This is a genomic window from Micrococcus sp. PSi08 (assembly GCF_054960655.1).
Genome location: NZ_JBHNYP010000031.1, coordinates 1 through 20,209 on the forward strand (window position 1 = coordinate 1; position 20,209 = coordinate 20,209).

At 74.1% G+C, this 20,209-nt stretch carries 18 protein-coding genes and 1 pseudogene; 2 read left to right on the plus strand and 17 right to left on the minus strand.

The features are described from left to right. Positions 1–19: 19 nt before the first annotated feature. The 17 genes and pseudogenes from ACFI33_RS10270 to ACFI33_RS10350 all read right to left on the minus strand — a co-directional run. Positions 20–268 (minus strand): annotated as a pseudogene (locus tag ACFI33_RS10270) (translation initiation factor IF-2 N-terminal domain-containing protein); the annotation flags it as partial. A 191-nt stretch (positions 269–459) separates the two neighbouring features. Further along, on the minus strand, positions 460–801 hold the full coding sequence (locus ACFI33_RS10275) for a YlxR family protein (RefSeq protein ID WP_049147995.1): 342 nt from the start codon (positions 799–801) through the stop codon (positions 460–462). Between the two features lie 42 nt (positions 802–843). Next, a complete protein-coding gene (gene nusA, locus ACFI33_RS10280) occupies positions 844–1,830 on the minus strand; it encodes a transcription termination factor NusA (protein ID WP_248104078.1) in 987 nt (328 codons plus the stop codon). Position 1,831: 1 nt separating this feature from the next. After that, positions 1,832–2,419, minus strand: coding sequence for a ribosome maturation factor RimP (locus ACFI33_RS10285; RefSeq protein WP_101967143.1), 588 nt, complete (start codon positions 2,417–2,419; stop codon positions 1,832–1,834). Positions 2,420–2,549: 130 nt separating this feature from the next. Further along, complete coding sequence (locus ACFI33_RS10290) at positions 2,550–3,299, minus strand: TSUP family transporter (RefSeq protein WP_462623994.1); 750 nt, start codon at positions 3,297–3,299, stop codon at positions 2,550–2,552. A gap of 43 nt (positions 3,300–3,342) precedes the next feature. Beyond that, positions 3,343–5,169, minus strand: a complete 1,827-nt coding sequence (locus ACFI33_RS10295) for a proline--tRNA ligase (protein ID WP_336644039.1) — start codon at positions 5,167–5,169, stop codon at positions 3,343–3,345. A gap of 119 nt (positions 5,170–5,288) precedes the next feature. Beyond that, a complete protein-coding gene (locus ACFI33_RS10300; protein ID WP_036314079.1) occupies positions 5,289–6,221 on the minus strand; it encodes a GNAT family N-acetyltransferase in 933 nt (310 codons plus the stop codon). Further along, on the minus strand, positions 6,196–7,347 hold the full coding sequence (gene ispG / locus ACFI33_RS10305) for a flavodoxin-dependent (E)-4-hydroxy-3-methylbut-2-enyl-diphosphate synthase (RefSeq protein ID WP_036338390.1): 1,152 nt from the start codon (positions 7,345–7,347) through the stop codon (positions 6,196–6,198). The genes ACFI33_RS10300 and ispG overlap by 26 nt, the downstream gene beginning before the upstream one ends. A gap of 138 nt (positions 7,348–7,485) precedes the next feature. Continuing rightward, positions 7,486–8,853 (minus strand): M50 family metallopeptidase, encoded by a 1,368-nt coding sequence (locus ACFI33_RS10310; RefSeq protein ID WP_462623995.1) that lies wholly within the window; start codon positions 8,851–8,853, stop codon positions 7,486–7,488. Next, complete coding sequence (gene dxr / locus ACFI33_RS10315) at positions 8,850–10,034, minus strand: 1-deoxy-D-xylulose-5-phosphate reductoisomerase (RefSeq protein WP_186306106.1); 1,185 nt, start codon at positions 10,032–10,034, stop codon at positions 8,850–8,852. Before dxr ends, ACFI33_RS10310 begins: the two co-directional genes overlap by 4 nt. A gap of 191 nt (positions 10,035–10,225) precedes the next feature. Next, positions 10,226–11,848, minus strand: a complete 1,623-nt coding sequence (locus tag ACFI33_RS10320; protein ID WP_036314064.1) for a solute symporter family protein — start codon at positions 11,846–11,848, stop codon at positions 10,226–10,228. Then, positions 11,845–12,219, minus strand: a complete 375-nt coding sequence (locus tag ACFI33_RS10325) for a DUF485 domain-containing protein (RefSeq protein WP_041104222.1) — start codon at positions 12,217–12,219, stop codon at positions 11,845–11,847. Before ACFI33_RS10325 ends, ACFI33_RS10320 begins: the two co-directional genes overlap by 4 nt. A gap of 185 nt (positions 12,220–12,404) precedes the next feature. Next, positions 12,405–13,283 carry an HpcH/HpaI aldolase/citrate lyase family protein gene (locus ACFI33_RS10330; protein ID WP_462623996.1) on the minus strand — a complete coding sequence of 293 codons (879 nt, stop codon included), beginning with the start codon at positions 13,281–13,283 and terminating at the stop codon, positions 12,405–12,407. Continuing rightward, the gene (locus tag ACFI33_RS10335) at positions 13,280–13,810 is read right to left on the minus strand and encodes a MaoC family dehydratase (RefSeq protein ID WP_141843217.1); all 531 of its coding nucleotides are present in this window, start codon (positions 13,808–13,810) and stop codon (positions 13,280–13,282) included. The genes ACFI33_RS10330 and ACFI33_RS10335 overlap by 4 nt, the downstream gene beginning before the upstream one ends. 1 nt (position 13,811) lies before the next feature. After that, positions 13,812–14,999 (minus strand): acyl-CoA dehydrogenase family protein, encoded by a 1,188-nt coding sequence (locus tag ACFI33_RS10340; protein ID WP_206495745.1) that lies wholly within the window; start codon positions 14,997–14,999, stop codon positions 13,812–13,814. Between the two features lie 15 nt (positions 15,000–15,014). Continuing rightward, positions 15,015–17,144 carry an acetyl/propionyl/methylcrotonyl-CoA carboxylase subunit alpha gene (locus ACFI33_RS10345; protein WP_462623997.1) on the minus strand — a complete coding sequence of 710 codons (2,130 nt, stop codon included), beginning with the start codon at positions 17,142–17,144 and terminating at the stop codon, positions 15,015–15,017. A gap of 7 nt (positions 17,145–17,151) precedes the next feature. Then, the gene (locus ACFI33_RS10350) at positions 17,152–18,768 is read right to left on the minus strand and encodes a carboxyl transferase domain-containing protein (protein WP_462623998.1); all 1,617 of its coding nucleotides are present in this window, start codon (positions 18,766–18,768) and stop codon (positions 17,152–17,154) included. A 113-nt stretch (positions 18,769–18,881) separates the two neighbouring features. On the opposite strand from ACFI33_RS10350, the gene ACFI33_RS10355 reads away from it, so the two are divergent. Together ACFI33_RS10355 and ACFI33_RS10360 are read left to right on the plus strand one after the other, a co-directional pair. Further along, positions 18,882–19,529, plus strand: a complete 648-nt coding sequence (locus ACFI33_RS10355; RefSeq protein WP_462623999.1) for a TetR/AcrR family transcriptional regulator — start codon at positions 18,882–18,884, stop codon at positions 19,527–19,529. A 104-nt stretch (positions 19,530–19,633) separates the two neighbouring features. Beyond that, positions 19,634–20,107 (plus strand): GNAT family N-acetyltransferase, encoded by a 474-nt coding sequence (locus ACFI33_RS10360; RefSeq protein WP_044660004.1) that lies wholly within the window; start codon positions 19,634–19,636, stop codon positions 20,105–20,107. Positions 20,108–20,209: the final 102 nt, after the last annotated feature.

The window sequence follows — 20,209 nt, forward strand, 5'->3', positions numbered from 1 at the left end:
TTTTTTTTTTTTAATAGCGGGGGGGGGGGGGGCCGGCGGGCTGGGGGGGGGCGGGCGCCCCCGCGGCCGGGGCGGCGGGCGTGGAACCGGGCTTGGCGGCGGACTTGCCGGCACCCGGGTAGGCGTTGCGCAGCTTCTTGACCACCGGGGGCTCGATGGTGGACGAAGCCGAGCTGACGAACTCGCCGAGGTCCTTGAGCGTGCTCAAGGCCTCCTTCGAGGTGATGCCGAGCTCCTTGGCGAGCTCATGGACGCGGACCTTGGCCACGGTTCTCCTGTTCTGGCCCCACGGGCCGGAACGGAGCCGCTCGGGCTGTCCGTCTCAGCGCGTCCTGGGACCGTTGACGTTGCTCCAGGCCGTCGCGCGCACCACCAGGGCACGCGCACCACGGCCTGCCTGATAGCAGGGGGTGAAGTTCATCGCTGGGCACTCATGCTTCAGTGCTCATCGGGTACGCATCAGATCTCTGACCCGCCTTCATCTGTCGGTCTGTCAGCCGGTGCCTCCGCGGTGCGGACCAGCGCGTCGGCGTCGACGGCGGACCGGAAGGCCCGCCCGAACGCGCGGCGGCGCAGGGCGAGGTGGAGGCAGTCCTCGCCGGGGTGCAGCCACGCACCCCGGCCGGGACGGCGTCGTTCCGGGTCCCAGACGACGGATGGGGGTTCCGTCGAGGAGTCCAGGGCGACGCGCACCAGCTCTTGCCGGTCCGCCCTCGATCGGCATCCGATGCAGGTGCGCACGACCGTCCGAGACGTCATGCGTTCACCCCTCACGGGCGTCGGATCGAGAAAGGACCTCATCCATCCTAGCGCGTCCGGGCCCGGATCTGTTCCCGGGGACGGTCAGCGGCCCGGGGCGGAGGTGGTGACCCCGTCGCCGACGATGTCGATCCGCCAGCCCGTGAGCTTGGCCGCGAGGCGGGCGTTCTGGCCCTCCTTGCCGATGGCCAGGGACAGCTGGTACTGCGGCACCACGGCGCGGGCCGAGTGCTGGTCCGCGTCGAGGATCTCCACCGAGACGGTCGTGGCGGGCGAGAGGGCGTTGGCGATCATCGCGGCGGGGTCGTCCACGTGGTCGATGATGTCGATCTTCTCGTCGTTGAGCTCCGTCATGACGGCGCGCACGCGGCTGCCCATCTCGCCGATGGAGGCGCCCTTGGCGTTCACCCCGGGGCGGGTGGCGCGCACGGCCATCTTGGTGCGGTGGCCGGCCTCGCGGGCCAGCGCCGTGATCTCGACCGAGCCGTCCGCGATCTCCGGGACCTCGAGCTCGAAGAGCTTGCGCACGAGGCCGGGGTGCGAGCGGGACACCGTGACGGACGGTCCCTTGGCGCCACGCGTCGCGGAGACCACGTAGACGCGGATCCGGCGGCCGTGGGCGTAGTCCTCGCCGGGCACCTGCTCGGGCGGCGGGAGGACGGCCTCGAGGGTGCCGAGGTTCACCTGGACCATGTGGCGGTTCAGGCCCTGCTGGATGACGCCGGAGACGAGCTCGCCCTCCTTGTCCTTGAACTCGCCGAGGACCTTGTCGTCGTCCTCCTCGCGCATGCGCTGGATCATCACTTGGCGCGCCGTGGAGGCGGCCACCCGGCCGAAGCCGTTCGGGGTGTCGTCGAACTCGCCGATGGGCGTGTCGTCCTCGTCCAGCTCCGTGGCCCACACGGTGACGTGGCCGGTCGCGCGGTCGATCTCCACGCGGGCGCGCTTCAGGGCCCCCGGGGTGCGGTGGTACGCCATGAGCAGGGCCTGCTCGATGGTGGGGATGAGGCGGTCCATCGGGATCTCCCGCTCCGCCTCCAGCATGCGCAGCGCGCTCATGTCGATGTCCAACTCATGCCTCCGTGTGCTCGGCCGTGTCCTCGCCCGCGGCGGCGTCGGCGTCGCCGGCCTGCTGAGCGGGGCTCCACTCTACCTGCACGATCGCCGGACCGAGACGGTTGAGGGCGACCCGCTCGGCGGGCAGCTCCTTGGCCTTCATGCCCTTCTTCGCGGGCGGGCGCACCACGGCCAGCTCGACGTCGTCGTCCGTCACGTCCCTCACGCGGGCCGTCACGGGCGCGGCGCCGTCGACCGAGACCTCGACGAGACGGCCGACGTTGCGGGCGAAGTGGCGGGGCTCGGTGAGCGGGCGGTCCACGCCCGCGGTGGTGACCTCCAGCAGGTACTCCCCCGCGCCGACGCCGGGCACGTGGTCGCCCAGGGCGTCGAGGGCGGCGGAGACCCGGCCGGAGAGGCGGGCGACGTCGTCCAGGCTCAGGCCCTGGGTGCCCGAGGCGCGGTCGAGGACCACCTCGACGGTGCGGTGCTCGGCGGTGCCCGTGGCACGCACCTGCTCCACCACCACGTCGTCGGCCGCCAGGGCCTCCTCGACGCGGGTGCGCAGCTCGGCGAGGTCGTCGCGGCGGTCGGTGCTGTCCATGGGGTGCCTCACTCGTCGGGTCGGGGCCGCCGCGTCACGCGGGCGGGGGCCGGGGTCGGGATCCGGGGCCGAGCCTACCGGCGGCCCACGGCGGGGCCGAGTGCTCCCGGCCGGGTCGGACGGGCCGCGGTCAGCCCAGCAGCGGGGCGAGGGTGTCCGCGCCGACCTTGACGATGAGCGCGGCCACCACCATGAGGTACACCACGCGGATGAAGCCGGTGCCGCGGGCGATCGCCATGCGGGCCCCCACGTAGCCGCCCACGAGGTTGGCCGCGCCGAGCAGCAGCCCCAGGCCCAGCACCGCGTGCCCCGAGGGCACGAAGTACGCGAGCGCGCCGAGGTTGGTCGCGAGGTTGACCACCTTCGCCTGTGCCGAGGCGTGCAGGAAGTCGAACTTGAGCAGCAGCACCAGCCCCAGGATGAGGAACGTGCCCGTGCCGGGGCCGAGGACGCCGTCGTAGAAGCCCACCGCCGCGCCGAGCGCCACGGCCCGGGCCAGCGCGGTGCTCCGCCGCGGTCTCACGCCGGCGACCTGTCCGAGGCCCGGGCGCACGGCCGTGAACACGGCGACGGCGATCAGCGCCACCAGGATCACGGGCCGGATCACGCCGGCCGGCAGATGCGCGGCGACCACGGCCCCGCCCAGGGCCGCCGCGAAGGCGACGGCGGCCATCGGCAGTGCGGTGGACAGGTCCTGCCGCAGGCGCCGCCGGTAGGTGAGCGCCGACGTCGCCGTGCCGAACACCGAGCCGAGCTTGTTGGTGGCCAGGGCCTGGATCGGGCTCAGCCCGGGCACGAGCAGCAGGGCCGGCAGCTGCAGGAGCCCGCCCCCGCCCACGACGGCGTCGATCCAGCCCGCCGCGAAGCCCGCGGCGAGCACGAGGACGAGCAGCCCGGCGGTCAGCTCGACGGCGCCGAACCACTCAGCGCCCGTCGCGCACCTCCGCGAGCACCGCCGCGACGGCCCCGTCCACGGGCACGGGGCGCGCCTCGCCGGTGGCACGGTCCTTGAGCTCGAGCTCGCCGTCCGCCAGGCCGCGGCCGATCACCACGGTGGTGGGCACGCCGATGAGCTCGGCGTCCTTGAACTTCACGCCCGGGCTGACCTTCGGACGGTCGTCCACGAGCACGGTCAGGCCCTCGGCCTCGAGGCCCGCGGCGAGGGTCTCGGCGGCGGCGAGGCCGTCCTCGCCCTTCGTGGCGACGACGACGTGCACGTCCGCCGGGGCCACCGCGCGCGGCCACGCCAGGCCCTTGTCGTCGTGGTAGCGCTCGGCGATCGCGGCGACGGCGCGCGTGATGCCGATGCCGTAGGAGCCCATGGTCACCACGACCTGCTTGCCGTGGACGTCGAGGACCTTCAGGTCGAGGGCCTCGGCGTACTTGCGGCCGAGCTGGAAGATGTGGCCCATCTCCATGCCGCGGCGGGTGTGCAGCGGGCCGGAGCCGTCGGGGGCCTCGTCGCCCTCACGCACCGCGGTGGCCTCGAGCACGCCGTCCCACGTGAAGTCGCGGCCGGCCACGAGGCCGAACACGTGGCGCTGGTCCGCGTTCGCGCCGGTGATCCACGCCGTGCCGGGGGCGATGCGCGGGTCCACGAAGAAGGGCAGGCCCGAGACGGAGTCCTCCGCGCCGAGCACCGGGGTGCCCTCGACCGCGTCGACGGCCGCGGGGCCGATGTAGCCCTTCACCAGGGCCGGGTGCGCGGCCAGGTCCGCGGCGGTCGCGGCCTCGAGCGTGGGCTCGCCGACCACGCCGAGTGCCGGGCCCACGGAGGCCTCGAGACGCTTGAGGTCCACCTCCCGGTCGCCGGGCACGCCCACGACGAACGGGCGGCGCTCACCGCCGTCCACCACCGCGGTGACCACGACGCACTTGAGCGTGTCCGCGGCGGTCCACGGCTCGCCGTCGCGCGGGGCCAGCTGGTTGGCGACGTCCACGAGCGCGGCGATGGTGGTGGAGACCGGGGTGTCCTTGACCTCGGCGGCGGGCAGGACCGCCATGGCCGCCTCGTCCAGCGGGGCGGGGGCCACCGTGGTGACGGCCTCGACGTTGGCGCGGTAGCCGCCGTCGGACTCGACGAAGGTGTCCTCGCCCACCTCGGTGGGGTGCAGGAACTCCTCGGAGCGGGAGCCGCCCATCGCACCGGAGGTGGCCCGCACCGGCACGACCTCGAGGCCGAGGCGGTCGAAGATCCGCAGGTAGGCGGCCCGGTGGGCCTCGTACGCGGCGTCCAGGCCGGCGTCGTCCACCGTGAAGGAGTAGGAGTCCTTCATGATGAACTCGCGCCCGCGCAGCAGGCCGGCGCGCGGGCGGGCCTCGTCCCGGTACTTGGTCTGGATCTGGTACAGGTACGCGGGCAGGTCCTTGTACGAGGAGTACAGGTCCTTCACCAGGAGCGTGAACATCTCCTCGTGCGTGGGGGCCAGGAGGTAGTCGTTGCCCCTGCGGTCCTGCAGGCGGAACAGCCCGTCGCCGTACTCATCCCAGCGCCCCGTGGCCTCGTAGGGCTCCCGCGGCAGCAGCGCCGGGAAGTGCACCTCCTGGGCGCCGATCGCGTCCATCTCCTCGCGCACGATCCGCTCCACCTTGGCCAGCACCTTCAGGCCCAGCGGCAGCCACGAGTAGATGCCCGGGGCCGCGCGACGGATGTACCCGGCACGGACGAGGAGCCTGTGGCTCGCCACCTCGGCCTCCGCCGGGTCGTCGCGCAGGGTGCGCAGGAACAGGGTGGACATGCGCAGGGGCATGACGGGGCCTCCTCGGACGGGCTCGCGCGGTCGGGGCGGCGCGCGGGACGGGACGACGCCGGCACGGGGTGCCCGGCGTCCTGACCGCCGATCCTATCGCCCGCGCAGGGCCCGCCGGGTCAGTACAGGACGGTCGCGAACGTGCCGCGCCGCTCGAACCCCACGCGCTCGTACGTGCGCAGCGCGGGGGTGTTGTACGCGTTGACGTAGAGGCTGACCACGGGAGCCTGGAGGCGCACGTAGTCCACGACGGCGGCCATCGCTGACACCGCCAGCCCTCGGCCGCGCGCGGCGGGGGCCATCCACACGCCCTGGATCTGGGCGCACCGGGAGGAGAGCAGCCCGATGTCCGCCTTGAAGCGCAGCGGGCCGCCCGCGTCGCGCGGGCCCGGGTCGATGAAGACGCGCCCGGCGTGGATCAGCCGCTCGACGCGGTCCCGGTACTGGGCCGCGCCGCCGGTGAACGGGGAGAAGCCGAGCTCCTCCTCGAACATCGCCGCGCTGGCCGGCAGGACGCGCGCGAAGTCGCGTGGCTGCGCCTGCACCACGGACGGGTTCGGGTCGATCCCCCCGGCCGTGCCCAGCACGAGCAGCGGCTGGTCGGGGCGCACGGACCGGGACCGGTGGCCCGCGGCGGCGAGGGCCTCGCCGGCGGCCAGCACGGGACCGGCCGGGCCGTAGATCGACCCGTACCGGCGGCGCAGCGCGGCGGCCGCCGCGCCGAGCGCCTCCGCGTCGCCCGGCGCCCAGCCCGCGTCCGGGGCCTCGGACGCGGCGACCGGCACCACGTTCGAGCCGATCCAGACGGCCGCGCGCAGCGCGCCGGCGCCCGGGGCGTCGTCGTCGATCCCGAGGAACAGGGTGCCCGCCGCTCCCCCGCGCGGGCCGGCCAGGCGGCCCGCCTCGAGCAGGGAGTCCACGAACACGTTGGACACGGGGGCGCGGGCGGACAGGGCCGCGAGCGCGGCGGTGTCCGCGTCGGTCAGCAGGCGGACGCGGTCACCCGTGGCGGCCCGGACCTCCCGGTCAGTGGACGGAGACCACCGGGGCACCGGCGGCAGCCTGGTCACCGCCGTCCTCCCCCAGGTCCATCTCGCCGGCGATCCGGTTGGCCTCCTCGATGAGGGTCTCCACGATCTGGTCCTCGGGCACGGTGCGGATGACCTCGCCCTTGACGAAGATCTGGCCCTTGCCGTTGCCGGAGGCGACGCCGAGGTCGGCCTCGCGGGCCTCGCCCGGCCCGTTGACGACGCAGCCCATGACGGCCACCCGCAGCGGGACCTCGAGGTCCTGGAGGCCCTCGGTGACCTGCTCGGCCAGCGTGTACACGTCCACCTGGGCGCGGCCGCACGAGGGGCAGGAGACGATCTCGAGCTTGCGCTCACGCAGGTTCAGGGACTGCAGGATCTGCAGGCCCACCTTGACCTCCTCGACCGGCGGCGCGGAGAGGGAGACGCGGATGGTGTCACCGATGCCCTGGCCGAGCAGGTAGCCGAAGGCGGTGGCGGACTTGATGGTGCCCTGGAAGGCCGGGCCGGCCTCGGTGACCCCGAGGTGCAGCGGCCAGTCACCCTGCTCGGCGAGCAGCTCATAGGCGCGGGCCATGATCACCGGGTCGTTGTGCTTGACGGAGATCTTGAAGTCCTTGAAGCCGTGCTCCTCGAAGAGGGAGGCCTCCCAGACCGCGGACTCGACGAGGGCCTCCGGGGTGGCCTTGCCGTACTTCTTCAGCAGACGCGGATCCAGGGAACCGGCGTTGACGCCGATGCGGATGGAGGTGCCGTGGTCCGAGGCGGCCTGCGCGATCTCCTTGACCTTGTCGTCGAACTTCTTGATGTTGCCCGGGTTCACGCGCACGGCGCCGCAGCCGGCCTCGATCGCCGCGAACACGTACTTCGGCTGGAAGTGGATGTCCGCGATCACGGGGATGGTGGACTGCTGGGCGATGACCTTGAGGGCCTCGGCGTCCTTGTCCGTGGGGCAGGCCACGCGGACGATGTCGCAGCCGGCGGCCGTGAGCTCGGCGATCTGCTGCAGGGTCGCGCCGATGTCGTGCGTCTTGGTGGTGGTCATCGACTGCACCGAGACGGGGTGCTGCGAGCCGACGCCCACCGAGCCCACCTGGATCTGCCGGGTGGTGCGGCGCGGGGCCAGCACGGGCGGCGGGGCGGACGGCATTCCAAGGCTGACGGGCACGGGGGCGCTCCTCATGGGTTCTCGGGGTCGACGGCGCGGGGCCGCCGGGTTCTCCGGTCCATCCTAGGCGCGCGGGCGCCCCGGGGCGCGGGGCGACCGCCCACGGCGAACGGGCCGGGCTCAGAACAGCCGGACCGGCTCCACGATGTCCGCCACGATCAGGATGACGCCCATGAGCAGCATCGCCGCGCCCACCGCGTAGGTCAGCGGCAGCATGCGGGCCAGGTCGAACGGCCCCGGGTCGGGGCGGCCCGTGAGCCGGGCCCAGCCTCGGCGGACCGCCTCCCACAGGGCGCCGGCCACGTGGCCGCCGTCGAGCGGGAGCAGCGGGATGAGGTTGAACACCATGAGCGCCACGTTCACGCCCGCCAGCAGGGACAGCAGCAGGGCGGCCTTGTCCGTCAGCGTGGCCTGCTCGAGCGCCGCCGCCTCCCCGGCGATCCGTCCGACGCCCACCACGGACATCGGTCCGTCCGGGTCGCGCTCGGCCGGGGTCACCACGGCGACGGCGGTGTCCCACAGCCGCTGCGGCAGCACGAGGACGACGTCGACGACGCCCCGCACCTGCTGGGCCACGAGCGGGCCGGCGTCGAGCGGGGTGCCGCGGACCGTCTCGAGCTGCGCGCCCATGCCGATGAACCCGACCTCGTGGGTCGCGACGGTCCCGTCCGGGGCCCGCTCGGGCCGGCCCAGCGCGTCCGTCACGGGCCGTTCCGTCAGGCGCGGGGTCAGGGTGGCGCTCATCCGCTCGCCGTCGCGCTCCCATTCGATCCGGGTGGGCTGTCCGGCGCGGTCCCGGATCGCGGCGGAGAGGGCATCCCAGTCGGAGACCGGCTGCCCGTCGAAGGCGAGCACGGTGTCCCCGGGGCGCAGTCCCGCCTCGTGGGCGGGCCCGGCGGGATCGCCCGGGCGGCAGTCCCCTGTCCCGCCGGAGGCGGCGCGGGCCTGCTGCTCCTGCGTCGTGACCACGCACCGGAAGACCTCGGCGACGGTGGTGCTCGGCTGCGAGGTGCCCACCGTGGTGACCAGCAGGGCGGTGACGCCGAGGGCGATGAGCAGGTTCATGAACGGCCCGCCGAGCATGATCACCACGCGCTTCCACACCGGCAGAGCCAGGAAGCGGCGGTGCTCGTCGCCGGGGCGGACCTCCTCGGCGGCCTGGGCCCGGGCGTCGTCGGCGATGCGGCCCAGCTGCTGGACGAAGCCCGTGGACGCCGTGCGGGGCGTCTGCCCGGGCCGCGGCGGGGGCAGCATCCCGATCATCGCGACGTAGCCGCCCAGCGGGACGGCCTTGAACCCGTACTCCGTCTCCCCGCGGCGCCACGAGACGAGCGTCGGGCCGAAGCCGATCATGTACTGCGTGACGCGCACGCCGAAGAGCTTGGCCGGGACGAGGTGGCCGACCTCGTGCAGGGCGATCGAGACCGCCAGGCCCAGCGCGACCGCGAGGACGCCCGCGACGTACCAGAGGATCTCCACGACGGTCACCAGCGGGCCCGCGCCGCACGGCGCGCCCAGATCTCGGCGGCGAGCACGGCGTCCACGGTGAGCGCCGTCGGCGCGGGGTCGTGGCCGGCCGCGGCGAGCACGTCCTCGGGGGCGTAGTCGGCGACGACGGCGCGGACCGTGTCCACGATCCCGTCGAAGGGCAGGGCGCCGGCGTGGAAGGCGTCCACCGCCTCCTCGTTGGCGGCGTTGAACACGGCCATGTGGGTGGGCGAGGCGGCCGCCGCCTCCTTCGCGGCCCGCACGGCGGGGAAGGCCTCCTCGTCGAGGGGCTCGAAGGTCCAGGTGGCCGCCCGCGTCCAGTCGCAGGCCGGGGCCGCGCCCGGGAGCCGGCGCGGCCAGCACAGCCCGAGGGCGATGGGCAGGCGCATGTCCGGCGGGGAGGCCTGGGCGAGCGTGGACCCGTCGACGAACTCGACCATCGAGTGCACGACGGACTGCGGGTGGACCACGACGTCGATCCGGTCCAGGGGTACGTCGAACAGCAGGTGGGCCTCGATCACCTCGAGGGCCTTGTTCACGAGGGAGGCGGAGTTGGTGGTGACGACGCGGCCCATGTCCCACGTGGGGTGGGCGAGGGCCTGGGCGGGGGTGACCGCGTGCAGGGCGGCGCGGTCCAGGCCCCGGAACGGCCCGCCCGAGGCCGTGAGCACGAGGCGGCGGACCTCGTCCGCCGTGCCGCCGCGCAGCGCCTGCGCGAGCGCGGAGTGCTCGGAGTCCACCGGCACGAGCTGCCCTGGTGCCGCGGCGGCCTTCACGAGGGCCCCGCCGACGATGAGCGACTCCTTGTTGGCCAGGGCCAGGCGGTGGCCGGCGTGCAGCGCGGCGAGGGTGGGCCGCAGGCCGATCGAGCCCGTGATCCCGTTCAGCACGGTGTCGGCGCCGGGCCACGCGGCGATCTGCTCGGCGGCGCACGGACCGGTGAACAGCACGGGCCGGGGGGCCGGGCGCCCGAGGCGGGCGGCGGCGTCGGCGAGGGCGGCCCGCAGCTCCCCCTCCCCCGCCGCGGCGGAGCCCACCGCCTCGACCTCGAAGCGCACGGCCTGCTCGGCCAGCAGGGTCGTGTTCGCCCCGCCCGCGAGCGCGACGGCCCGGAGCCGGGCGGGGTCCTGGGCGATCACGTCGAGGCCCTGGGTGCCGATCGAGCCCGTGGAGCCGATCAGGGCGACGGCGCGCGGGACGCCGCCGTCGTGCGCCGGGGCGGGGGCGGGAAGCGTGTAGTCGGTGAGGGATCCGTGCGTCACCCCGCCATGATGCCAGCCGGGCCTGGACACGGACGGGGGGGCCGGCCGGACGGACGCCGCACCGCGACGTCCCGCCCCGCCGGCCCCCGTGGGACCGGGTCAGCTGCGGATCAGTGCTGCACCGGCTTTTCGGCGCCGATGCCGGTGAGGGAGCGGACCTCCATCTCGGCCTGCTTGTCCGGGTCCTCGGCACGCGACGAGGTCACCGAGCCGAGCCAGCCGAGGAAGAAGGCCAGCGGGATGGAGACGATGCCCGGGTTCTTCAGCGGGAACACCGCGAAGTCCGCGCCCGGGATCATCGAGGTCGGCGTCCCGGACATCACCGGGGACAGGACGATCAGGATGATCGCGGAGAGCAGTCCGCCGTACATCGACCACACCGCGCCGCGGGTGGTGAAGCGCCGCCAGAACAGGGAGTACAGGATGGTCGGCAGGTTCGCCGAGGCCGCCACCGCGAAGGCGAGCGCCACGAGGAACGCCACGTTCTGGCCCTGGGCGGCGATGCCGCCGACGATCGCCAGGACGCCGATCACCACTACGGTGATCTTGCCGATCCGCACCTCCTCCTGCGGGGTGAGCGGGTGCTTGGCGATCACGGAGCCGTACACGTCGTGGGCGAAGGACGCCGCCGCCGTGATGGCCAGGCCCGCGACCACCGCGAGGATGGTGGCGAACGCGACCGCCGAGATCAGGCCCAGCAGGATGGAGCCGCCGAGCTCGAACGCCAGCAGCGGGGCTGCGGAGTTCTGCCCGCCGGGCGCGGCCAGGATGCGCTCGGGACCGATCAGCGCGCCGGCGCCGTAGCCCAGCACGAGGGTGAACAGGTAGAACGCGCCGATGAGGACGATGGCCCACACCACGGACTTGCGCGCCTCCTTGGCGGTGGGCACCGTGTAGAACCGCATGAGCACGTGCGGCAGGCCGGCCGTGCCGAGCACGAGCGCGAGGCCCAGGGACACGAAGTCGAGGCGGGTCAGCGCGCTGGCGCCGTACTGCAGGCCCGGCTCGAGGATCGCCTCGCCCTTCGGGTTCTTCTCGACGGCGGCCCCCAGCAAGGCGTTGAAGTCGAAGCCGAACAGGGCCAGCGTCCACACGGTCATGATCCCCGCGCCGGCGATCAAGAGGACCGCCTTGATGATCTGCACGTATGTGGTGCCCTTCATGCCGCCGATCAGCACGTAGACGATCATGAGCACGCCCACGATCACGATCACGAGGGCCTGGCCGGCCCGGTCGTTGATGTTCAGCAGCAGGGCCACGAGGCCGCCGGCGCCGGCCATCTGGGCCAGGAGGTAGAAGAGGCAGACGGCCATGGTGCCGAAGGCGGCCGCGATGCGCACGGGTCGCTGCTGCAGGCGGAAGGACAGCACGTCCGCCATGGTGAACTTGCCGGTGTTGCGCAGCAGTTCGGCCACCAGCAGCAGGGCCACGAGCCACGCCACGAGGAAGCCGATGGAGTAGAGGAAGCCGTCGTAGCCGTAGAGGGCGATCGCGCCCACGATGCCCAGGAACGAGGCCGCGGAGAGGTAGTCACCCGCGATGGCCGTGCCGTTCTGGGTGCCGGAGAAGCCGCGGCCGCCGGCGTAGTAGTCGGCCGAGGACGCGTTCGTCTTGGACGCGCGGATCACGATCACGAGGGTGACCACCACGAAGGCGACGAAGATGCCGATGTTCACGGCGGGGTTGCCGACCGTCTGCGGGGCGGCCTGGAGCAGGGGGGTGAGCGCGCTCATCGCGTGGCCTCCGGGTTCTCGTGGGCGCCGGCGGCCTCGCGCTCGAGGCGCTCACGCAGCGCGGTGGCGCGGGGGTCCAGGGTCCGGTTGGAGAAACGGACGTAGGCGAAGGTGATCAGGAACGTGGTGACGAACTGGAGCAGGCCGAGGATCAGGCCGAGGGTGATGTTGCCGCCGAGGCGGATCGCCATGAACTCGGGGAAGAACGCGCCGACGATCACGAACACCAGGTACCAGACGAAGAACGCCACGGTCATGGGGAAGGCGAAGGATCGGTGGGTGCGCCGGAGCTCGATGAACTCCTCGGACTGCTGCGCGGCGCGGAACTGCGCGGCCGTGGGGACCGGCGCCGTGGGCTCGCTGGATGACATGGGCCCTCCGGGGTGCGTGGGACGAATCAGTGTGAGACAGATCACTGTGATGACAACCACACTCTGGCGGGCCCAGGGGTGCGCCGTCAAGCGCACCCCTGGGCCGTGCGCCCCTGTGACAGCCCCGGTGCGCAGCCGTGCGGACACGGCCGCGCCCCGACGGCACGGAGCCGCCCGGGAGCCGGTCAGGCGCCCGCGGGCCGGGCCGCGTCCGCGCGGCGCAGGACCGCGCGGGCCTGGGCGAGGACCACCTCGTCGACCATCGTCCCGTCCAGCTCGAAGGCCCCGTGTCGGCCCTCGGCCGCGGCGAGGACGCGCCGGGCGCGCTCGACGGCCTCCGGGGCGGGCGTGTAGGCGGAGCGCACGACGGGCACCTGGCGCGGGTGCAGGCACACGGTCGCGGTGCAGCCCAGGGCGACGGCGTCCTCGGCCTCGGCGGCCAGCCCGGCCTCGTCGCCGAGGTCCAGGTGGACGGCGTCCCATGCGGCCGCGCCGTGGGCGGCCGCCGCCAGCAGCACCGTCGCGCGGGCGTGCTGGACCACGGAGCGGTAGGCGCCCCCGGGGGTGCGGGAGGAGCTGCCGCCCATCGACGCCACGAGGTCCTCGGCGCCCCACATCAGCGCACCCACGTGCGGGTGGGCGGCCAGTTCGGCGGCGGCGAGGATCCCGGCCGCGGTCTCGCACAGGGCGACGACGCGGGTCTGCGGTCCGAGGGCGGCGACGACCCCGTCCACCTGCGCGGCGGACTCGGCCTTGGCGAGCATGAGCGTGCGCCAGCCCGTCCCGGCGAGCATGGCCAGGTCGGCGTCGTGGTCCGCGGTGCCCGCGGGGTTCACGCGCACCACCACGCGGTCCTCGTCCAGCGGGCCGCCGTCGACCCCGCCCGTCGCCCGCCCCGCCCAGGCCGCCGCGACGGCGTCCCGCGCGGCGGGCCGGGCCTCCGGGATGACGGCGTCCTCGAGGTCGAGGATCACCGCGTCCGCGCGCTCGAGCGCCGTGGCGTACCGCTCGGGGCGGTCCGCCGGGGTGAACATGACGGCCGGCCCGAGGGTCAGCGCGCTCATGCCCGCTCCCCCGTGCCTGCGGCGTCGGCGGCCTTCGCCTTGGCCTCCGCGTGTGCCCGCGCGGTCCACATCAGGCAGGTGCGCTGGGCGCGGACGACGACGTCGCCGTGCTGGTTCTCCCCCGTCATCGCGAACGTGACGATCCGCTGCCCCGGCCGCGAGGAGGACTCGCGGATCGCGGTGACCTCGGAGCGCCCGTAGAGCGTGTCCCCGTGGAAGACCGGCTTCGGGAACGCGATCTCCCCCAGGCCGAGCTGGGCCACGAGCGTGCCCTGCGTGGTCTGCCCGACGGCGAGGCCCACCAGGGTGGACAGCGTCAGCATCGAGTTGACCAGTGGCCGGCCGAACGGCTGGGCCGCCGCGTACGCGTGGTCCAGGTGCAGGGCCTGCGGGTTCATGGTGAGGGTGGTGAACAGGACGTTGTCCGCCTCGGTGAGCGTGCGGCCGGGCCGGTGCAGGTAGACCTGACCGACCGCCAGCTCGTCCGCGTAGCGGCCCCGCTGCTCGATCTCGACGCGCTCCGTCACGTCAGAGGCCCAGCTCGCGGGCGATCAGCATGAGCTGCACCTCGGTGGTGCCCTCGCCGACCTCGAGGATCTTGGAGTCGCGGTAGTGACGGGCCACGAGGGTCTCGTTCATGAAGCCGTAGCCGCCGAACACCTGGGTGGCGTCCCGGGCGTTGTCCATGGCGGCCTCGCCGGCGATCAGCTTGGCCATGGCGGCCTCGGTCTTGAACGGCTTGCCGGCCAGCATCTTCTGGGCGGCCTCGTAGTAGGCCAGGCGGGCGGCGTGCGCGCGGGCCTGCATGCGGGCGATCTTGAAGGACACGGCCTGGAACTGCCCGATCTTCTGGCCGAACGAGGTCCGCTGCGTGGCGTAGGCGACCGACTCGTCCACGCAGCCCTGGGCCGCGCCGGTGGCCAGGGCCGCGATGGCGATGCGGCCCTCGTCCAGGATCTCGAGGAAGTGGGCGAAGCCGCGGCCGCGGGCGCCCAGCAGGTTCTCCTCCGGCACGCGCGCGTCCGTGAAGTGCAGGGCGTGGGTGTCCGAGGAGTTCCAGCCGACCTTGTCGTAGGCCTTGGCCACGGAGAAGCCCTCGGTGCCGGCGGGCACGAGGATCGTGGAGATCTCCTTGGCGGGGCGGCCGTCGTGGCCGGTCCTGCCCTCCACCGTGCCGGTCACGGCGGTGACGGTGACGAGCGAGGTGATGTCCGTGCCGGAGTTGGTGATGAACTCCTTGGCGCCGTTGATGCGCCACTGGCCGTCCTCGAGCGCGGCGGTGGTCTGGGTGCGGCCGGCGTCGGAGCCCGCGCCCGGCTCGGTGAGGCCGAAGCCGGCCAGGTGTGTGCCGGCCACGAGGTCCGGCAGCCAGCGCTGCTTCTGCTCCTCGGTGCCGAACTTCAGCAGCGGCATGGCGCCCAGGGAGACGCCGGCCTCGAGGGTGATGGCCACGGACTGGTTGACGCGGCCGAGCTGCTCGAGGGCCAGGGCCAGGGCGAAGTAGTCGCCGCCCATGCCCCCGTACTCCTCCGGGAACGGCAGGCCGAACAGGCCCATCTCGCCCATCTGGGCCACGATCTCATACGGGAACTCGTGCTTGGCGTCCAGCTCGGCGGAGACCGGGGCCACGACCTCGTCGGCGAACTCGCGGACGGTGTCGGAGAGGACCTGGTAGTCCTCCTCGAGGGCGGGCAGGGTGCGGTGCTTGGTGCTCATGGTCCTCTCCTGTTCTCAGGCGTTCTCTTCGGGTGCTGCGTGCTCGGCGGGCTCGACGACGGCGATCAACGCCTGCGCGGCCACGGGGTCGCCCTCGGCGACGTGGACGGTCACGACGCCGGCGACGGCGGCCGTGACGGGGTGCTCCATCTTCATGGCCTCGACCACCGCCAGCTCCTGGCCCGCGGCCACGGTGTCCCCGGTGGCCACGGACACGGCGACGACGGTGCCCGGCATGGGCGTGCGGGCCTCGGGGGACGCTGCGCCGGCCGGGGCACGGCGCGCGGCCGCGGCCGCGCGGGCGGCCTCGACCACCTCGGCCCGGGTGAGGCGGCGGACCTGCCACGCGGCGCCGTCGCGGTGCAGCCACGCCGAGCGCGGGTCCCGCGGGTCACCGGCCAGGAGGTTGACGCCCGCCAGGGCTCCGGCGTCCTCGTCCACCTCGGCGTCGGCGGCGGGGGCGGTGAGGATCCGGTCCTCGTCCCCCACCCGGACGCGCATCCCGGGCTGCGGGGCGCCTGCGCCGCGCCAGCCGTCCGCCCGGGCCCACGCGGTGCCGGCCGCGCGGCGTTCGGCGGCGGCCGCGTCCTCGGACACGTCGGCCAGGGCCTCGGCCGCGAGGGCGGCGAGGTCCTCGGGCAGCGCGGGGGCGGTCCACGCCTCGAGGCCGTCGATCAGCTCGGTGGTGAGCCGGCCGGTCCGCACATCCGTGCGGGCAGCGAGCTCGCGCAGCCAGCCCAGGTTGGAGCGGACGCCGAACAGCACGGTGTCCGCGAGCGCGGCGTCGAGCCGCTCGAGGGCCTCGGCGCGGTCGGCGCCGCGGGTGATGAGCTTGGCGATCATCGGGTCGTAGAAGCCGGTGATCTCGGGCTGAGCGCCGTCGACGTCCACGGGGTCCACGGCGCCGACGGCGGTGGCGGGCCCAGAGCCGAACGCGCGCTCCTCGGTCGGCCGGGAGGGCAGCAGGAGCGTGTCGACGCGGACGCCCTCGCCGGCGGGCTCGCGCCAGCGCAGCACCGGCCCGGTGGAGGGCAGGAAGCCGTTCGCGGGGTCCTCCGCGTAGACGCGGGCCTCGACGGCGGCGCCGTCGAGGCTCACGTCCTCCTGGGCGAAGCCGAGCGGCTCCCCCGCGGCGATGCGCAGCTGCAGCTCCACGAAGTCCAGGCGCTGTCCGCGCACCCGGACGACCTCCTCGGAGACCGGGTGCTCCACCTGCAGGCGGGTGTTCATCTCCATGAAGAAGAACTCGTCCGGGTTCTCGTCCGAGACGAGGAACTCGACGGTGCCGGCGCCGCGATAGCCCACGGACACGGCCGCGTCCACGGCGGCCCGGCCCAGGCGCTCGCGGAGCTCGGCCCCGTGCGCCAGCCCGGTCAGCAGGGGCGCGGGGGCCTCCTCGATCACCTTCTGGTGGCGGCGCTGCAGGGAGCACTCGCGCTCACCCAGGTGCACGGTGGCGCCGTGGGCGTCCGCGAACACCTGCACCTCGACGTGCCGGGGCGCGGTGATGAGCCGCTCGAGCAGCAGGGTGTCGTCGCCGAACGCCGAGCGCGCCGTGCGTCGGGCCGAGGCGAGGGCGCCGGGCAGCTCCTCGGCGGCGCGCACGGCCACCATGCCCTTGCCGCCGCCTCCCGCGGAGGGCTTGATCAGCAGCGGGAAGCCGACGTGCTCGGCCTCGGCCGTGATCTGCGCGTCGGTGAGCGTGGGGTCCTGGATGCCGGGGACCACCGGCACGTCGTACGCGGCCACGGTCTCCTTCGCGCGGATCTTGTCCGCCATCGCGTCGAGCGAGCCCACGGGAGGGCCCACGAACACGATGCCGGCCGCCTCCAGCGCGCGGGCGAAGTCGGCGTTCTCGGACAGGAAGCCGTAGCCGGGGTGCACGGCCTGGGCGCCGGTGCGGCGCGCGGCGTCGACGACGGCGTCGATGTCCAGGTAGGACTCGCGGGCCGGAGCCGGGCCGAGGCGGACCGCCGTGTCCGCCTCGCGGACGTGCCGCGCGTCGGCGTCGGCGTCGGAGTGCACGGCCACCGAGCGGATGCCGAGGCGGCGCAGGGTGCGGATGACGCGCACGGCGATCTCGCCGCGGTTGGCCACCAGCACGGTGTCGAACAGGGGCGTCCCCTGGGCGTGGTTCTCGGTCACGGGTGCCTCACATGCGGAACAGGCCGAACCGGGAGTCCGGCAGCGGGGAACGGGAGATGACGTCGAGGGCCAGGGAGAGCACCCGGCGGGTCTGGCCGGGGGTGATCACACCGTCGTCCCAGAGGCGGGCGGTGGAGTACAGGGGGCTGCCCTGGTCCTCGTACTGTCGGCGGACCGGCGCCTGGAAGGCCTCGACCTCCTCGGGGGACATCGACTCCTCCCCCGCGGCGGCCCGCTGGTCCTGCTTGATCTGCGTGAGCACGGAGGAGGCCTGCGGGCCGCCCATCACGGAGATGCGCGCGTTCGGCCACATCCACAGGAAGCGGGGTGAGTAGGCGCGGCCGCACATCGCGTAGTTGCCGGCGCCGAACGAGCCGCCGATCACCACGGTCAGCTTGGGCACGCGGGCGGTGGCGACGGCGGTGACCATCTTGGCGCCGTCGCGCGCGATGCCGCCGGCCTCCGCGTCCCGGCCCACCATGAAGCCGGAGATGTTCTGCAGGAACAGCAGCGGGATGCCGCGCTGGTCGCACAGTTCGATGAAGTGCGCGCCCTTGCGGGCGGAGTCTCCGAACAGGATGCCGTTGTTGGCGAGGACGCCCACGGGGTGGCCGTCGATCCGTGCGAACGCGGTGACCAGGGTGGTGCCGTGGAGGGGTTTGAACTCGTGGACGGAGCCGCCGTCCACGAGGCGGTCGATCACCTCGTGCACGTCGTAGGGGGTGTTCACGTCCACGGGCACGACGCTGGTCAGTTCGGCCGGGTCCTTGGCGGGCTCCGCGGCGGGGGCGACCTCCCAGGCCGGCGCCTCGGCCGGGGGCAGGGTGGCCACGATGTCCCGGAGGATCTGCATGGCGTGCAGGTCGTCGTCCGCCAGGTGGTCCGCGACGCCGGAGCGCTCGGCGTGCAGCCGGCCGCCGCCGAGGTCCTCGGGCGAGATGTCCTCCCCGATCGCGGCCTTCACGAGCGGGGGGCCGCCGAGGAAGATGGTGCCCTGCTCGCGCACGATCACGGTCTCGTCCGACATGGCCGGCACGTACGCGCCGCCCGCCGTGGAGGAGCCGCACACCGCGGCCAGCTGCGGGATGCGCTGCGAGGAGAGCAGCGCCTGGTTCCGGAAGATGCGGCCGAAGTGCTCGCGGTCCGGGAAGACCTCGTCCTGGCGGGGCAGGAACGCGCCGCCGGAGTCCACGAGGTAGATGCACGGCAGGCGGTTCTCCAGGGCGATCTCCTGGGCCCGCAGGTGCTTCTTCACCGTCATGGGGTAGTAGGTGCCGCCCTTCACGGTGGCGTCGTTGCCGACCACCATCACGAGGCGGCCGTGGACCAGGCCGATGCCCGCCACGACGCCGGCGGCGGGGCTGTCCCCGTCGTACAGGCCGTGCGCGGCCAGCGCGCCGACCTCGAGGAAGGGCGAGCCCTCGTCGAGCAGCGCGTCGATGCGGTCCCGCACCAGCAGCTTGCCGCGGCCGGTGTGGCGCTCGCGCGAGCGCTCGGGCCCGCCGAGCGACGTGCGGGCGACGAGGTCGGCGAGCTCCTGCTCGAGCCGGGCGTGGCCGGCCGCGTTGCGCTCGGCCACGGTGGGCGCGGACTGCGCGGCCGGGGCCGGGGTGCTGGCGGTCATGAGACCCCTTTCAGTGAATGACGACTAACTGAACCGAGCCTCAGTGTAGTGACGATCGTCACTGACGTCGACCGGGCGCCCGGCGCGCCTCGTCCCGTCCTACAGTGGATCCCATGCCCGCCGCCGATCCCGCGTCCCCCGCCGCCCCGGCGACCCCGCCGACCGCCCGGGAGGCCGCCAAGGCCCGACGCCGGGTGGACTTGCTCGCGGCCGCGGCGCGACTGTTCGCGGCCCGGGGCTTCGATGCGGTCCGCCTCGAGGACATCGGCGCCGCCGTCGGGATCAGCGGCCCCGCCATCTACCGCCACTTCGCCGGCAAGGCCGCCGTGCTCACGGCGATCCTCGACACGGCCTCACAGGACCTGCTGGACGGCGGGCTGGCCGCCGAGACGCAGCACGCGCCGGGGGCGGAGACCCTGCGGGCCCTCATCGGCTTCCAGGCGGACTTCGCCCTCGCCCAGCGCGACGTGATCCGTGTGCAGGACCGCGACATGTCCGCCCTGCCCGACGGCGCGCGCACGGCCATCACGCGCACCCAGCGCGCCTACATCGACGTGTGGGCGCGCCAGCTGCAGGTCGTCCACCCCCACGAGGACCAGGCCACCGCCGTGTTCCGCGCCCAGGCCGTGCTGGGCCTGCTCAACTCCACCCCCCGCTCGGTGCGGCGCACCGCGGCCGACCGCGCGGCTCGCCGCGCGACCCTCGTGGCCATGGCCTGGGCCGCGGCCACGGCCCCCGGGCCGCTGCCCGGCGGGGACTGAGCGGGCGGCACCGGCCCGGCGGGCCGGCGTCGTGCCCGGTGATACGGTGGCCGGTACCCGCGACGGCGGACGCCGTCGAACCCCGCCCCGAGAGGTCCACCGCCGTGCTTCTTCGTGACGTCCGACCCGAGGATCTGGACGAGTTCTTCCTCCACCAGCAGGACGAGCAGGCCAACCTGATGTCCGCCTTCGCCCCCCGCAACCCCCGGGACCGCGGTGTCTTCGACTACCACTGGGCCCACCTGCTCGGGGACGAGGACACCGTCGTGCGGACCATCGAGCACGAGGGCCGCGCCGTGGGTGCGCTCGTGTGCATCCAGCAGGACGGCGTGGGCGAGCTGTCCTTCTGGACCGCGCAGGACTACTGGGGCCTGGGGCTGACGACCGCGGCCGTGGACCGGTTCCTGGAGGAGCACACCGCCCGCCCGCTGCGGGCGCACGTGCCCGAGGACAATGTGGGCTCCGTGAAGGTGCTCTCCCGCCGCGGCTTCGAGACCGTCGGCGAGGAGAAGGTCTTCTCCAACGCCCGTGCCGAGGTCATCACCGAGCTCGTGATGGAGCTGCCCGCCGCCGACTGAGCGCGCCCCGCGGCCCCCGCCGTGCCGGCGGCCGCACCGGCCTGCCACGACGACGGCCCCGCCTCCCGGTGCCCGGGTGGCGGGGCCGCGGCGCGTCCGGGG